Source organism: Streptomyces niphimycinicus, assembly GCF_018883605.1.
In the GTDB taxonomy this organism is placed as follows: Bacteria; Actinomycetota; Actinomycetes; order Streptomycetales; family Streptomycetaceae; genus Streptomyces; species Streptomyces niphimycinicus.
Window position 1 is genome coordinate 1 of record NZ_JAHLEM010000459.1, and the last position, 14,648, is coordinate 14,648.

10 protein-coding genes are annotated in these 14,648 nt (G+C 72.6%); all 10 read right to left on the reverse strand.

Annotated features, from left to right (window positions below; translation table 11 throughout):
• Positions 1-18: 18 nt before the first annotated feature.
• On the reverse strand, positions 19-1,116 hold the full coding sequence (locus KN815_RS32640; protein WP_216345466.1) for a polyprenyl synthetase family protein: 1,098 nt from the start codon (positions 1,114-1,116) through the stop codon (positions 19-21).
• Positions 1,113-2,597 (reverse strand): hydroxysqualene dehydroxylase HpnE, encoded by a 1,485-nt coding sequence (hpnE, locus tag KN815_RS32645; RefSeq protein ID WP_253209381.1) that lies wholly within the window; start codon positions 2,595-2,597, stop codon positions 1,113-1,115. The genes KN815_RS32640 and hpnE overlap by 4 nt, the downstream gene beginning before the upstream one ends.
• Complete coding sequence (gene hpnD, locus KN815_RS32650) at positions 2,594-3,556, reverse strand: presqualene diphosphate synthase HpnD (protein ID WP_372458542.1); 963 nt, start codon at positions 3,554-3,556, stop codon at positions 2,594-2,596. The genes hpnE and hpnD overlap by 4 nt, the downstream gene beginning before the upstream one ends.
• On the reverse strand, positions 3,553-4,416 hold the full coding sequence (gene hpnC / locus KN815_RS32655) for a squalene synthase HpnC (RefSeq protein WP_216345475.1): 864 nt from the start codon (positions 4,414-4,416) through the stop codon (positions 3,553-3,555). Before hpnC ends, hpnD begins: the two co-directional genes overlap by 4 nt.
• Before the next feature lie 439 nt (positions 4,417-4,855).
• Positions 4,856-5,596 (reverse strand): TetR/AcrR family transcriptional regulator, encoded by a 741-nt coding sequence (locus tag KN815_RS32660; RefSeq protein WP_216345468.1) that lies wholly within the window; start codon positions 5,594-5,596, stop codon positions 4,856-4,858.
• A 1,278-nt stretch (positions 5,597-6,874) separates the two neighbouring features.
• Positions 6,875-8,308, reverse strand: a complete 1,434-nt coding sequence (locus tag KN815_RS32665; protein WP_216345469.1) for a cytochrome P450 — start codon at positions 8,306-8,308, stop codon at positions 6,875-6,877.
• Complete coding sequence (locus tag KN815_RS32670) at positions 8,305-9,231, reverse strand: SDR family NAD(P)-dependent oxidoreductase (RefSeq protein ID WP_216345470.1); 927 nt, start codon at positions 9,229-9,231, stop codon at positions 8,305-8,307. Before KN815_RS32670 ends, KN815_RS32665 begins: the two co-directional genes overlap by 4 nt.
• Positions 9,228-9,665 (reverse strand): ester cyclase, encoded by a 438-nt coding sequence (locus KN815_RS32675; protein WP_216345471.1) that lies wholly within the window; start codon positions 9,663-9,665, stop codon positions 9,228-9,230. Before KN815_RS32675 ends, KN815_RS32670 begins: the two co-directional genes overlap by 4 nt.
• Positions 9,666-9,677: 12 nt before the next feature.
• Entirely contained in the window at positions 9,678-12,059 is a 2,382-nt protein-coding gene (locus tag KN815_RS32680) for an SDR family NAD(P)-dependent oxidoreductase (RefSeq protein WP_216345472.1), read from the reverse strand.
• Positions 12,056-14,648, reverse strand: a 2,593-nt coding sequence (locus KN815_RS32685; RefSeq protein ID WP_216345473.1) for an SDR family NAD(P)-dependent oxidoreductase, incomplete at its 5' end; no start/stop codon positions are given. The genes KN815_RS32685 and KN815_RS32680, both read right to left, overlap by 4 nt.

The following is a 14,648-nucleotide window of genomic DNA, read 5'->3' on the forward strand; positions in this document are numbered from 1 at the left end:
ACTAGCGGTCCATGGCGATCATCTCTCTCGTACGACGACGAAATCGGCGAGCGCCACGAACCGCGCCCGGATCTCGGCGGGCATGTCCACCGAGTCCAGCGCCGCCAGGGCGGTCGCATGCTGTCTGCGGGCCTCCTGGGAGGTCCAGTCCCGGCCACCCGCTTCTTCGATCAGCGCGGCGCGGACGGCGAACTCCTCCTCCGAGAAGTCGGCGAACTCCTCTTCCGGCTTGTGCGCGTCGGCGGCGAGGATCTGGGCGAGCCGCTCGGAGTCGGGGCCGCCGGCGGCGAGCGCGGCGACCACGGGGAGGGACTTCTTGCGCTGGCGCAGATCGCTCCAGGTCCGCTTGCCGGTCGTCTCCGGGTCGCCCCAGATGCCGAGCAGGTCGTCGACGGCCTGGAAGGCGAGGCCCAGGTGGTAGCCGTAGCGCTCCAGGGTGTCGGCGGTGTGGTCGTCGGCGCCGCCGAGCACGGCGCCGATGGAGGCGGCGCAGGCCAGCAGGGCGCCGGTCTTGTTGCCCTCCATCTCCAGGCACTCCTCGACGGTGACCCGCTCGCGGTGCTCGTAGGAGATGTCCTGGGCCTGGCCGTCGATGAGTTTGCGGGTGGCGGCGGTGAGCCGGCGGGTGGCCCGTCCGGCGTCCGCGGTGCCGAGCTCCAGCAGTATCTCGTTGGCCAGGGCGAACAGGGCGTCACCGACCAGGATGGCCTGGGCCGGGCCGTGCACCTTCCAGACGGTGTCGCGGTGGCGGCGCTGCTCGTCCCCGTCCATCAGGTCGTCGTGGAGCAGCGAGAAGTTGTGCACCAGCTCGACCGCGACCGCGCCGGGCACCCCGGCCTCGGGGGCGGCACCCGCGGCCTCGGCCGACAGCAGGGCGAGCGCGGGGCGTACGGCCTTGCCGCCGTCGCCCTCCGCCGGGTTGCCCTCGGCGTCGATCCAGCCGAAGTGGTAGGCGGCGACGGTGTCCATGGGCGGGGCCAGCCGGTTCACGGCGGCGCGCAGCACCGGCGTGGCGAGCGTGCGGCCGCGCTCCAGCAGCGCCATGACTCCTGCGGTGTCGACAGCGGGGGTCGCCGGGGTCACGGTCTCTCCTCTGTTCTTGGTGGTGGTGCTCATGCCGCCTCCTTGGGCGACTCCCCGCCCGGGGCGGGGAGCGGGTTCACATGCGGGCGGCCGAGGTGGCCGAGGGCCGCCCGGGCGGCGGAAAGACCGCTGCGCACGGCGCCCTCCATGGTCGCGGGCCAGCCGGTGGCGGTCCACGCGCCGGCCAGGTAGAGGCCGGGCGCGTCGGTCGGGGCGGAGGGCCGCAGGAGGCCGACGCCGGGGACGGGGGCGAAGGTGGCGGTGCGCTCCCGGGTGACGAAGAAGTCGCGCACCGCTGCCCCGCGGGCGACCGGAAGCAACCGCTCCAGCTCGGGCAGATAGCGGTCGCGCAGCTCGGCCACCGGGCGGTCGATGTCGTCGTACGCGGCGGACTGCGACACCGCCAGATACTGGCTGTCCCCGGCCCCGGGCGCGGCCCTGAGCCCGGAGGCGTCCGTACGGTCGAAGACCCACTGGACGGGGGAGCCGAGCGCGGCGAAGAACGGGCGGCGCAGCACGGTGCGGTCGTAGATCACATGCAGATTGAGGATCGGCGCGGTGCCGATGCGCAGCAGCTTGCCGGGGTCCTTCAGGGCGCCGTCGGGCAGCAGGGCGTGTGCCTCGCGCTGCGGTACGGCCAGTACGAGCACGTCCGCCTCGGCCGGTGGCTCCTCCCCCGGCCGCCCGGCCATGGCCACGCTCCAGCGGCCCCCGGGGGTGCGGGTGACGGCGGTGACCCGGGTGCGCAGCTCGGTCGTCACGCCCGCCGCGTCCAGGGCGCGGTGGGCGCGGGTGTGGTGCAGCTCGCCGAGCGGGGCGCGGGCCCAGCCGATGTCGGCGGCGTCGGGCCGGGAGAGCAGCCCGGTCTTGAAGACCATCGCGGCAAGGCCCAGCGAGGCGTTCGGCGCGGTGGCGTTGAGCGTGGCCACGCCGACCAGGTCCCACAGCGCCTCGACGGCGCGCGGCGACTGGCCGTGGCGGCGCAGCCAGCTTGCGAAGTCCACTCCGTCCAGCGCCGGGTCCTGGGGGTCGAGGCGGCCCAGCGCGAGCGCGGCGCGGCCCACCTGGGCGCGCTCGGCGAGGGAGAGATGGGGGTAGGTGGCCAGGCTCCTGGACAGATGGAGCGGCACCGGCAGGGCGGTGCGGCGCAGCCGGCCGAGCCGCCGCCCGGCGCGCCCCCGGGCGTCGAGGACGGGGATGTCCAACCGGCCCTGGAGCGGGGCGAGCCGGGCGGCGCCGACCCGGTCCAGGAACCACTGGTAGGCGGTGCAGCAGCGCAGGTGGACATGCTGGCCGTTGTCGACGGTCAGCTCGCCGGCCGGGGAGGAGCGGTGGAAGGAGAAGGCAAGGCCGCCCAGCCGGGGGCGGCCCTCGACCAGGGTGACCCGCAGCCCGGCGTCGGCCAGCTCGAGCGCCGCCGCCGTACCGGCGAGCCCGCCGCCGATCACCAGCGCGCCGCGCCCGGCGGGGCCGCGTCTGGCGGCCGGGGCGGAGCCCAGGGTCGAATGGGTCACACCGGCCTCCCGGTGCCGCGGCGCTCGACCGCGCGGGCGTCGAGACCGGCCAGCCCGCGCACCGCCACATACGCCTTCTCGTGTCCCGGCAGCGAGACGCGGCCACGCAGGACGGCCGCGGGATCCCTGGCGATCCGGTCCAGGAGTCTGCTGTAGATGCCCGCCATGGCGGACACGCACGCCCCGCTGCGCCGGTCCAGCAGCGGCAGCAGCCGGAAGCCCTCGGCGAAGAGCGCCCTGGCCCGGCGCACCTCGAAGTGGACCAGGCCGGTGAAGTCGGCGTCGGGCGGTGCGGTGGAGCCGCGGAACGCGTCGGCGCAGCCGAATTTGGCGAGGTCGTCGGCGGGCAGATAGGTGCGCCCGGTGGCGGCGTCCTCACGGACGTCCCGGAGGATGTTGGTGAGCTGAAGGGCGAGCCCGAGGGTGTCGGCGTAGTACGGGGCGCGCTCCAGCTCGTCCTCGCGGTGGCCGGTGCCGGGGGCGGTCCCGAAGACGCCGAGCGACAGCCGTCCGATGGCGCCCGCCACACAGCGGCAGTAGACCTTGAGGTCGTCCCAGGTCTCGTAGGTCTGCCCGGCCACGTCCATCAGCACGCCGTCGATCAGCTCGTCCAGTGCGTCGAGCGGGATCGGGAAGCGGTGTGCGGCATGGGCGAGGGCGACGGCGACGGGGTCGGTGTCGTCCTCCTCGATCCCGCCGCCCCGCATCCGGTCCAGCAGGGCACGGGTGTCCGTCAGCCGGGCCCGCTTGGCCTCCGGGTCGAGGGGGCCGTCGCCGATGTCGTCGACCCGGCGGGAGAACGCGTACAGCGCCGACATCGCATGGCGCTTCTCCGTCGGCAGCAGCCTGATGCCGTAGGCGAAGTTGCGGGCCTGGTGCCCGGTCACGGCCTCGCAATAGCGGTACGCCGCGAGCACTGGCGCGGACGCGTGCGGAGATCCCTTCACGGTCCGGCTCACCCCTCTCTTCGCAGTGTCGCCCCCACCTCGCGCAGCAGGCTGAGCTTGGTGGGCCTGGGCGGTCCAGGGAGTACGTCATGTCCCGCGGCCGCGACCGCCCGCAAGGCGGCCCGTCCCCCGGCCACGAATCCGGCGAGCAGCACCTTGAGCCTGCCGTGGACGCTACCCACCAGGGGGGTGCCTTCATTCAGCAGGGCAGCGGCGCGTTCCGCCTCCTCCGCGACCAGGGCGCGCAACCGTACGCCGCCCCTGGGGGCGGCGAGGTCGGCCTCGGTCACACCGAAGCGTTTCATGTCCTCGGCGGGCAGATAGACGCGGTCCCTGCGGAGGTCCTCGGCCACGTCCTGTAGGTGCTCGACGATCTGGAGGGCGGTGCAGATGGCGTCCGAGTGGCGGATCCGCTCGGGGCTCGCGGTGCCGGTGATGCCGAGGACGAGCCGTCCGACCGGATTGGCGGACAGCTCGCAGTAGTCGAGCAGTTCCTGGTAGGTGGCGTACCGCCGGATCCGCTGGTCCTGGCGGTTGGCCTCGATCAGGCCGCGGAAGGGCTCGGGGGTGAGCCCATGGCGGTGGACGGTGGGGCGCAGGGCCGCCAGCAGCGGATGGCGCGGCTCCCCGAAGGGCTGGAAGACCCGCTGGAGGTCGGCCTCGAAGGCGTCCAGCATCGCGAGCGCGTCGCCCGCCTGGTCGCGGTCGAGTCCGAGGAGCTCGGCGTCGGCGCCGCCAGGGGCCAGATCGCCGTCGCCGATGTCGTCGACCAGCCGGGCGTAGCCGTAGACGGCCATCAGATCGGTGCGCCAGGCGCGGGGCAGGAAGAAGGGGGCCACGGGGAAGTTCTCGTGGGCGGCCTTGTCGAGCACGGCACGAGCGGCTTCCGGCCCGCCGCTGTGGCTGCTCGACGTGGTATGGGACCCGCTGCGCTCGTCCTCGACGGTCACCGTGGACAGCCAGGCATAGGGGCGAGACCCAGGACGCCACGTGGATCCCGGCGACCGGGCCCCGCGGGAGCGCTGGAGATGGGCCGTCTAGCCAATGCCGTCACATCCCCCGTTCTACACCGGTTACCAGGGTCGGCACGATCCGGACACGCCGCTCCGTCTTGTCAACGGGCTCCGGCCCCTGGCCCCCGAACAGGGGACAACGGCCGGCTCAGGCATGATCCGGACGGTGATTGCCACAGCTTACGCCTCTCGGTGTACACGTGTACGGGGCGATACCCCGATGTGACCTCCGATGTGGCGCCGGGCGCCTGGCCGGCGAACGCCCCCGGGCCGGTCTCCGGGGGGCCATCGCCTGGCCTCAGACGACCTCTTCGTAGAACTCGGCGATGTCCAGCACCCGGCACAGATCGCGGAGCTCGAACTCGAAGAAGTGCTGGCCCTCGGAGAGCGCGAAGGACATATGGCCGAGCGCCTCCATCGAGATCACCCCGTACAGCCGCACCCAGCAGCGGAGCATCACGGCGATGGCGCCGGGGGGCATGTCGACGTCCTGGTCCTCGCTGAGCGCGGTGAGGGTGGTCGCGAGCCCGGGGTCGAGCTCCTCGACGTCCGGGGCGGGGAAGCCGCGCACCCGCCACAGATCGGCGACCAGATCGGAGTAGACGGAGCCGAAGACCCAGCTCATATGGCGCTCGGGCTTGGTCTCCTCGCGGCCGAGCCCCGGGGCCCACGGGCCGAGGATGAGCCCGAACTCATGGGGGTGCTTGATCGCCCAGACGCGCAGCGCGCGGGCGCCGCTGATCCACCGGCGGCCCGGCTCCTCCTCGGGGTGCTGACCGAGGACCCCGCGCATGAAGCGGGCCATCTCCTCGAAAATGTCCACACGCAACTGAAGGATCAGCGCATCCCGACTACTGAAGTAGCGGTAGACGGCCGGCGCGGTCATGCCCATCTCACGCGCGATGGCGCGGATGGTCACATTTTCCGGGCCCTCCTGAACCAGGAGCGTCCGGGCGACGTCCTTGATTTCACGGATGGTCGCGATGCGCAGGCGCTCGCGCCGTGAGTACGGTGCGACGTGCGCTTCCCCTGGCGACACGCGTCCCCCTCCCTGATGCTGCGCCGCTCGACAACCCGGCGTACACGCACACGATACAGCGCCTCCGTTTAGTGAACAGCGGCAGTGACAGCGGCTCTGGTTCAACTGCTAGTCCTCCGACCCTGCCACAGATCCGTGGGGTTGCCCCGCCGGTTGGCTCAGCGACCACCGTCCGGGTCAGCGGACGACGCGGGGGAGCGTCCGCACATACGTCGGACATTCATTCGGGAAGAAGGCGCGGGAGTGCTCTCGCGACGGCCGGGGAATCACCGATCTCCGCACTCGGAGCCACTCCGCGGTAAACGCGCCCAGCGGAGGTGAGATTGCGTTCTCGCCCGACTCGGCAGGTGTGGGGAAACGGCCCGCCCCACCCGTTCCACCAGGAGCGGAGAGAAAACCGACCGGTCGGCACCGTGGATTTCCACTTCGGCCCGGCGGGAGAGTCCCGAACGCCGGGACAAAACGGGTCACGGCATTCCGGTCGGCGGCGCCGGGGCGTTCGGCCGTCCGGGGTTTCCGCGGCTCAGCCGGAGGATGTCGCGGTGACACGGGATCACCGCCGCATGGTTCACCCGGGGCAGATCCACTCACACCATCCGGTCCATACGAATACGATGCGTCGGAAGCAAGGGTGGTTACCTCAAGAGCGATACCGCCCTTGTCCCCCATATCCGGGCAGCCGGGCCACGGGCTTTCGCGATGCGGCCAGGTCGGCACCGAGAAGCCCGGACCGGGCGGTTCCGGCAGACCTCGCCCCCCGGGTCCTCCCGCACCGGGTCTGTTTTCCCGTCAACATCACGACGAGACGGGCTTTCCCCGAAAAGCGCCCGCGCCCCGTCGATAACGATCTCCCACCCCGGCTCCCCGCCGCTGGTGCGGGCGCGTTTCTTACCACGCCTGTTCGGTTCGTATTCGATCAGCGGTTCACTCCGCGAAAGTTCCTGACCCGCTTTCCCGGGCGAGATCGTCCGCACGCCATCAGGGAAGGCGACGGGGGCCCGGCCGGTCCCGAACTCAGCTTCCGCTTACGCCTTCGGACCGCGGCTTGAAGGGGTACGCACGTCCATGATCACCGCCTTGCGCGCGCCCGCCGCCTTCTCCGCGACGGCCGCGGCGCACACGCCGGGGGCCGGTCGCCCATAGGAGCGCGCTTCCCAACTCGCCCTCCCCCAAGGCGTTTACGGATTTTTTACCACCCGTACAGTCTTCCGGCAGATGGGAAAGGGCGGGTTCGGCCACCAACGGGTGGATCGCGCCGGATCCGGGTGACGGCGGGGCCTACGGGTGATGGGGGCAGGCGGCGGGTCCGGCGGGGGCGGTCCGCCGGGACGGGCGGGGCGCGGCGGTGCTCCGCTCGCGCGGGGTCACCGTCACCATCACGTTCTCCAGCGGCCGCAGCGAGATCACCGGCGAGCCGTACCTCAGCTCGGTCCCCGGGATCCGGCTGATCCGGAAGCGCTGGTTCACCATGGCCACGATGATGCGCAGCTCCAGCAGCGCCATGAAGTTGCCGACGCACTGCCGGGGCCCCGAGCCGAACGGGAGGTACGCCATCCGCGGCCGCTCCTTGATGGCCTGCGGGGTGAACCGGTACGGGTCGAAGGCCAGCGGGTTGTCCCAGTGGCGCGGGTTGTGGTGGGAGACCAGCGGGGACAGCAGCACCGAGGAGCCCGGTTCGACGTCATAGCCGCCGAGGGTGTCCGCGTCCACCGCCGCCCTGGGGAAGATCCAGATGGGCGGGTGCATCCGCAGGCTCTCGTCGACGACCATCTTGGTGTACGTGAGCGACTCGGCGCTCGCCACGTCCGGCAGCCCGCCCCCGAGCACCGTGGCGATCTCCGCGTCCAGCTCCTCCTGGACGCCTGGGTGGCCGGCGATCGACAGCAGCGTCCAGCACAGGGAGACGGCCGTGGTCTCATGGCCGGCCAGATAGACGGTGAGCAGCTCGTCCTTGATCTGCTGATCGGTCCAGGGCTCACCGGTGGCCGGGTCGGTGGCCTGCTCCATCAGCGAGATCAGCGGCCCCTCCCCCGTCTCCGCGTAGCTCCGGCGCACATCGGCCACGATGCGGTCGAAGACCCGGTGGATCCTGAGGATCTTTCGCTGACGGTCCGTCGGCACCCATGAGGGCAGCATCTCGGTGGCGGTGCCGCGCCGGAACATCACCTCCACCACATCGTCCACGATCGTCTTCAGCATGGCCGAGTCCGGCCTGATGTCGTAGGCGAACAGCGAGCGGCTGAGGGTGACCAGGGTCAGCCGCAGCATGTCGGTCATCAGGTCGACCGGCTCACCGGCGGCGGCCTTCGCCTCCCAGCTCTCCAGCATCTCCTCGGTGGCCCGGATGATGTTGGGGATGATGTCGGTGATGGCGTTCTTGAGGAACACCGGCTGCACCGCCCGCCGGTGGGCGCGCCAGAACTCGCCGTCGGTGGTGAGCAGTCCCTTGCCCATCACCACGCCGAACTGCTCGTAGAGCGGGCCGCGGACGTAGTTGCCGTTGTTCTCCACCAGCACCCGGCGCACCGCCTCGGGCTCGGTCACCTGGTGCACCAGGAAGGGGCCGAGCCGCATCCGGACGATCTCGCCGTGGTCGCGCTGGAGACCGAGCAGGAATTCGGCGGTGTTCCGCTTCCAGGGGCCCAGACTGCCCATCAGCGGGACGCCCTTGGGGCCGGGTGCCAGGCGCGGTGCGGAGGTCGCTGTGCTCATCGGTGGTCTCCTTGCTTTCGCGGCCGCGGCCCGCGGGGCACCGGAAAGAGGCGGCGCACGAAGAGATGGTCGAAAAGGGCGTCGGGCGCCAGGCGCCGCAGGGTGATCGTGCTGTGGGCGAGCAGTCCGACGGGGTAGCGGGCGCGCGGCCGGGAGCCGCGGGCGCCCTTGGCCACCACCTTCGCCACCCGCCGGGCCACGTCGTCGGACTGGATCGCGAAGGTGCCCGCCAGGGTCCGGCGGCTGCCGGTGTAGATCGCCTCGAAGTACTCGGCGCTCTCCCGGCGGAAGGTCTCGTACGTCCGGCTCACCGGCCGCAGGTTGGCGACGTAGGTGGCGCCGAAGCGGGTGGTGCGCACCGGGCCCGGCTCGACGAGGACGACCCGCACCCCGAAGTCGGCCACCTCGTTGCGCAGGGAGTCGCTGAGCGCCTCCACGGCGTGCTTGGTGGCGTTGTAGAAGCCCGAGCCGGGGACGGCGTAACGGCCGAAGATGGAGGAGATGTTGACGATGGTGCCGCCGCCGTGGGCGCGCATCGCGGGCAGCACCAACTGGCTGAGCCGGACCAGTCCGTACACATTGGTCTCGAACTGCTCGCGCACCTCGGCCATTAAGGCTTCCTCGATACAGCCCGACATGGCGTAGCCGGCGCTGTTGACCAGCGCCCCGACCGCACCGTGCGCCGCCTCGACCTTGGCGACGGCGGTGGCCATGGACTCCTCGTCGGTGACGTCGAGCGCCAGGGTGTGGATGCCGAGGGCCGCCAGCTCGTCCAGCGTCTCGGGCCGCCGCGCGGTGGCGTAGACGGCATGCCCGGCCCGGTGCAGCCGCAGCGCGCACGCACGGCCGATGCCGGAGGAGCAGCCGGTGATGAGGACCGGGAGGCCGGCCCCGGGTCCCGGGGCCGGCGAGCGGCCGGTCACGCGGGGGGCGCGTCGAACGCCCCGAGCTGGGTGGCGAGGTCGTAGCTGTCCATGGAGAACCAGCTCTCCACGATCTTGCCCTCGTCGTTGAACTCGTCGATGACGATGCCGGGGATCTCCAGCGCGCGGCCCTGCGCCGGGATGATGCCCGCGTAGGCGTCACCGGTGTGGGTGCCGCGTGCGGTGAACCGGCTGACGACCTTGTTCCCGTCCAGGATCCAGTCGTCCACGGTGACCTGGAGGTCGGGGAAGGAGGCGCGCTGGAGCCGCACCCACTCCTTCAGGTGCTCCACGCCTTCCTTGCCGTTCTCGGCGGTGCCGTGGCTGATGTGGTCCTCGGTGGCGCCCTCGTAGATGACGTCCAGATTGCCCTTGTTGAGGCACTGCTCGTAGTAGCGCTCGAGGACGGCCTTGTTCTGTTCGGGAGTGGACATGGGGTTCCCCTTCTATCGCGTGGTGTTTCCCAGCGGGCCGGAGAGTCCCGAGACGGTCGCCACGGGGTCTCCGGAGTCTGCGTCGGTGATCCGCCAGACGCCGAGCGAGGGATCGCCCTCGACTCGGGTGGGTCCGCGCTCGGCGGAGTGCGGTGTGATGCGGCCGAGGATCAGTGGGTCGGCGGTGACCGAGAGGCCGTCGCCCTGGGTGGTGCACCGCCGCACCACGTTCTCCAGCGCGGCGACCGGAAGGGCCGTCCCGGGTACGAGGGGTGTCGCCCACAGGTCGGCCGGCGGGCAGCGCGGCACCTCGGCCACCAGCCGGCCCTCCGGCCCCGCTCCCCATGCGCACACCGGCACCACGGCGCCGCGCCAGTGCAGGAACGGCGGCCCGGAGCGGAGGGTGGTGGTCTGCCGGACGGCGGGGCTCGGCGGGGCGGGCGGCCGTGGCGCGCCGGTCTCGTGGACGATGCGCAGGCTCGCCTCGGGGCCGCCTGCGGCCCCCTCCCGGCGGTAGCGGACCTCGACGATCCAATTGTGCCCCTCGTGGAAGCCGCGGGTCTCACGGACCAGCCGGATCGCCGGGCCGTCCAGGCGCAGCAGCGACAGCGGCACCACGATCTCCTCCGGAACACCGGCCGTGAGCGCCGGGAAGTCCTCCGGGACGATCCATTCGGCGGCCCGCACGGCGTTCTCCAGCAGCAGGGAGAGCGGCAGCGCCGGGGCGCCGTCGATGCGGAAGTCGCCGAGCGCGGGGGTGCGTTCGGGATCGAGGACGACGCGTGCCGTCATCCGGGCGTGCGGCTGGTAGGCGGTCACCTCGCCGAGGTGGAAGATCTTCGGATAGGCGGTGGCGAAACCGGGCAGCGCGGGCACCACCGGATAGCCGATGGCCTGGCCCGGGTCGATGGCCTGGCCGAGTGGCCCGACGAAGGTGACCTCGCCCTCGGAGGCCCCCAGCAGTTCGGCCCGCCACCGCTCCAGCCCGTCCGCCACGTCGATCGCGGCCATGTAGCGCAGGGTGGCGGCGAAGTTGGCGATCAGGCCGATGCGGTCCCAGGTGGGCCAGGCGAGGGTCATCACGGGGAACGCGGCCCGGCGGGCGGCCCACTGGCCGAGCCGGGCCAGCCCGTCGTTGGCCGCGGCGTATTCGAGCTGGCCGACCATGCCGCCGAGCCGTCCGGTGAGGGAGCCGACGCTGCAAAAGAACTTCAGGTCGCGCCTGCGCACCTCCTCGAAGACATTGAGGAAGCCCTCGATCTTGACCTCGACGGTGCGCAGGATCTCCTCGTCGGTCTTCTTCGGCAGCCGGGCGGAGGTGTCCACTCCGGCGTTGTGCACCACTCCGGCGAGCCGGCCGCCCTCCAGCGCGTCCTCGCGCCGGATGAGCTCGCGCACCTGGGCGCGGTCGGTGAAGTCGCAGCGCGCGTACTCGATGCGCAGCCCCTCCCGCCGGGCGCGGGTCAGATGGGTGGCCAGCTCCCACAGCCGGTGGGTGCGGGCGAGCCGGGCCCGGGTCCTCGCGGGCGACTCGCCCTTCGTACGGGCCGCCCAGACCTCCTTCTCGTACCGCTTCCATCCGGCCTCGTCCACGCCGAACCAGGGCTCGTCCCCGCTCGGGAACGGCTCCCGGCCGGTGACCACGACCCGTACGCCGTGCCGGGCGGCCAGCGAGCGGGCCAGCTCCCAGCCGATGCCCCGGCCACCGCCGGAGATCAGCACGGTGTCCTCGGGGCCGAGGGTGAGGGCGGGCGGGGCCACGGGCCGGTCCTCGGGGGTGAGGGTGAACCGGCGGCCGTCCCGGTGGCCGACCTCGATCTCGCCGGTGCGGCCCAGCTCGGCGGCGACGATGCCGGGCAGGTCGGCGGAGGCGGCCAGGTCGATGTCGACGACGCGGGCGTTCACATTGGGGAACTCCCGGTGCAGGGTCTTGGCGAGCCCCGCCCAGATGCCGCCCAGGGGCTGCTCCAGACCGTCCCGCGGATGCCGGCCCATCCCGCCGCCGAGGTAGCTGACGGCGAGATAGAACAGCCGGTCCGCGGCCGTCTCGGCCGCCCAGTCGTCGTAGACGCCGCGCAGCGCGGTCACGGTCCCGGTCAGCGCCTGACGCCAGGCCCCGGCGAGGGCGGCGGGGTCCGGGTCGTGGGCCCGGCCCACGGTGAGGTCGACGATGGCGTCCACCGGGCCGGGGCCGTCCGGCTCCCGGCGCACCAGCGCGCCGTGTTCCTTCAGTTCGCGCTCGACACCGGCGGCGATGTCCTCCTCGCCGCCGATCAGCAGCACCCGTATCCCGGCGAGCCGGGGGTGCGGCCCGGCGGGGCGCGGCAGCTCGGTGAGCCGCCACACCATCCGGGTCACCGGCTGGACCGGCGCCCCGTCCTTCGCCACGGTCATGTCCGGTCCTCCCCCGCTGACGCCTGTTCGACGGGGACGGCCTCGCCGGTCTCGGCGTCGATATAGCCGATGAGGGTGGCCCGCATGTCCTTCATCTGGAGGAGCATCCGGCCGTCGGGCCGCACCGCGACGAAGCGGTTGCTGATGGCGTCGGCCGTCAGATCGAAGCCGGGCGGGGTGACGAAGAGGTCGACGGGCTCGCCGGAGGCGGCCAGATCGTGGTCGCTGATCTCCTCGTACAGATCGATCCGGCGGATCGACAGCGGCGCGGCCACCGGCACCAGATGCCCGTCAGGTCCGTCGAGCAGCTCCAGCACCCCCACCCGGGCCAGCCCGTCGAGCAGGATGGACGGCACGGTGAACCGGGACCACACCGGATCGCCGGCCGGGATGTCGGGCGCGTAGCGGGCGCGCTTGCCGCGGGGGTGGATCCGGGTGTCGGTGGTGGAGACGAACGGGCCGGTCAGCCGCACCGGGGAGCCGGGCTGGTGGTACGGGTCGGGGACCGGGGTCTCCTCCCCCGCCGGCCATTCCTCCCAGCGCGGCGCGGTGGGCGCCTCGGTGTCCAGCAGCACCCGGGCCAGGAAGTGGACCCGGTCCTCGACCAGGACCACTCCGCTGGGCGCGACCACGTCCTCGGTGATCCGCACCTGGACGACGGTCACCTCCCCGGGGCTGTCGACCAATTCGGCGCGGATGCGCCGCGGGCCGGCCGGGAGGTCGCGGTAGACCCGCAGGAAGTGCTCGAAGCGCAGATCCTCGAAGGCGATCACCCGCTTGCCGGGGACCAGGGCGCGGGCGGCCTCGGCGGCCAGTTCGGTGACGAAGGTGCCGGGCAGGGTGGCCTCGCCGCGCACCGTGTGGTGTTCCAGATAGCCGTCGGTCGCAAGGTCGAAGGGGCACTCGTAGACCAGCGACCGCTCATCGGACTCCAGCAGCCGGCGCAGGAAGAACCCGGGCCGCTCCGCCTCGCCCGTGGTGGCCAGATAGCCGGGGTAGAAGCGCTCGACGGTGGCGCGCTCGGCGTCGCCGAGGTGGACGACGGAGGGGCGCCGCACGGGGGCGTGCAGCTCCTGGACGAAGTGGTGGATGCCCTCGGCGATGGCCATGTTGCTGTACGACCCGGCGCGTTCGTAGTACGCCTTGGTCAGCTCGTTGGCGCCCATGCCGACGCCCTCCCACAGCGTCCAGCCGATGGTGAACTCCTCCGTCCGCGCACCGGTGGCCCGGGTGTGGGTCGCGGCGGCGGCCAGGAAGTCGTTGGCCGCCGCGTAGTCGGCCTCGCCGAGCTGTCCGAAGTAGCCCAGCAGCGAGCCGAAGTTGCACCACAGCCGGGGCGGCGCGGTGCGCAGGGCGCGCTTGAGGTGGAGGTAGGAGTCCAGCTTCAGATCGCGGATGGCGGTGAACTCGGCGAAGCTCTTGTCCTTGATCAGCCCCGAGCGCTGGAGCCCGGCGGCGTTGACCAGCAGGTCGATCCGCCCCTGCTCGGCCAGGACCCGGCCGATCGCCCCGTCCACCGCGTCGCCGTCGCGCATGTCGCAGGCGAGGTAGGTGACCCGGCCGGGACCGCTGTGGGCGGCCATCTCGTCCAGGTTCCGGCGCGCCCGGCGGGCGTTGACCATGCGGTCGAAGGCGCGGTTGATGTCGGCGACGGTGCGGCCGTCGCGCCGGGCGATCTCCGTCTTGATGTAGCCCGCACGGCGGGCGGCGAACTCCTCGTCGGTGCCCTCGTACGTCTCCGGCGGCCAGTCGTCCAGGGAGTTGCTGCCCAGGACGTAGATCCGGGGCCGGAAGTGCTCGGCGACCGCCTTGACCACCTCGGCGGTGATACCCCGGGCACCCCCGGCGACCACCACGACGGAGTCCGGGCCGAGCACGGCCCGCGCCCCCTCGCCCGGGGCGGCCGGCTCGTCGGAGAGCAGATACGTCCTCCGTACGCCGTCGATGTCGAACACCGCGGGGAAGACCCGCTCGGCCGCGCTCTCCTCCTCGGCGCGGGCCATCGCCTCGGTGAGGTCGGTGGCGGAGGTGCCCAGCGTGAAGGCGAGGCAGGCGTCGCGCTCCAGGGCCGCGGTCTTCCACAGCCCGGTGAACAGCCCGGTGTACGGATGCGGGGTGCCGCCGGGCGCGGCGCCCAGCAGCAGCGCCACGGCCGAGGAGCCGGGGTCGCCCAGGTCGTCGTAGACGTGCTGGAGCATCAGATAGGCGGCGTCGTGCAGGGCGGTGAGGCGGGGCGCGGGGCCGTCCGTGGGCGCCCGGACGAGGTCGGCGACCACCCTGAGGTGGATGGCCCCGGGGCCCGCACCGGCAAGGGCCCGGCGGACCGACTCCTCGGTGACCTCGGACAGATGGTGCCAGCCGGGGCGCGGGGCCCCGAGCGGCGCCGTGGACAGGACGGTGAGGTCCGCCTCCGGCGGCACGGCACCGGCGAGCGGCTCGGGCGCGTCGGTGAGCACCACCGCGCCAGCGGGGAGGAACGGGGTGCGCTCGCGCACGGTGCGCGCGGGCAGCTCGGTCAGCACGGGCACCTGACGGCGGACCCGTACCGGGGCGCCGTCCGCGAGCCGTCCGTCGGTGGCGAACGCGGCG

Bases quoted from the DNA above. Each gene is read 5' to 3' on its own strand.
- KN815_RS32640 (WP_216345466.1), bottom strand. From the start codon at position 1,116: ATGAGCACCACCACCAAGAACAGAGGAGAGACCGTGACCCCGGCGACC.
- KN815_RS32665 (WP_216345469.1), bottom strand. From the start codon at position 8,308: ATGAGCACAGCGACCTCCGCACCGCGCCTGGCACCCGGCCCCAAGGGC.
- KN815_RS32675 (WP_216345471.1), bottom strand. From the start codon at position 9,665: ATGTCCACTCCCGAACAGAACAAGGCCGTCCTCGAGCGCTACTACGAG.
- KN815_RS32680 (WP_216345472.1), bottom strand. From the start codon at position 12,059: ATGACCGTGGCGAAGGACGGGGCGCCGGTCCAGCCGGTGACCCGGATG.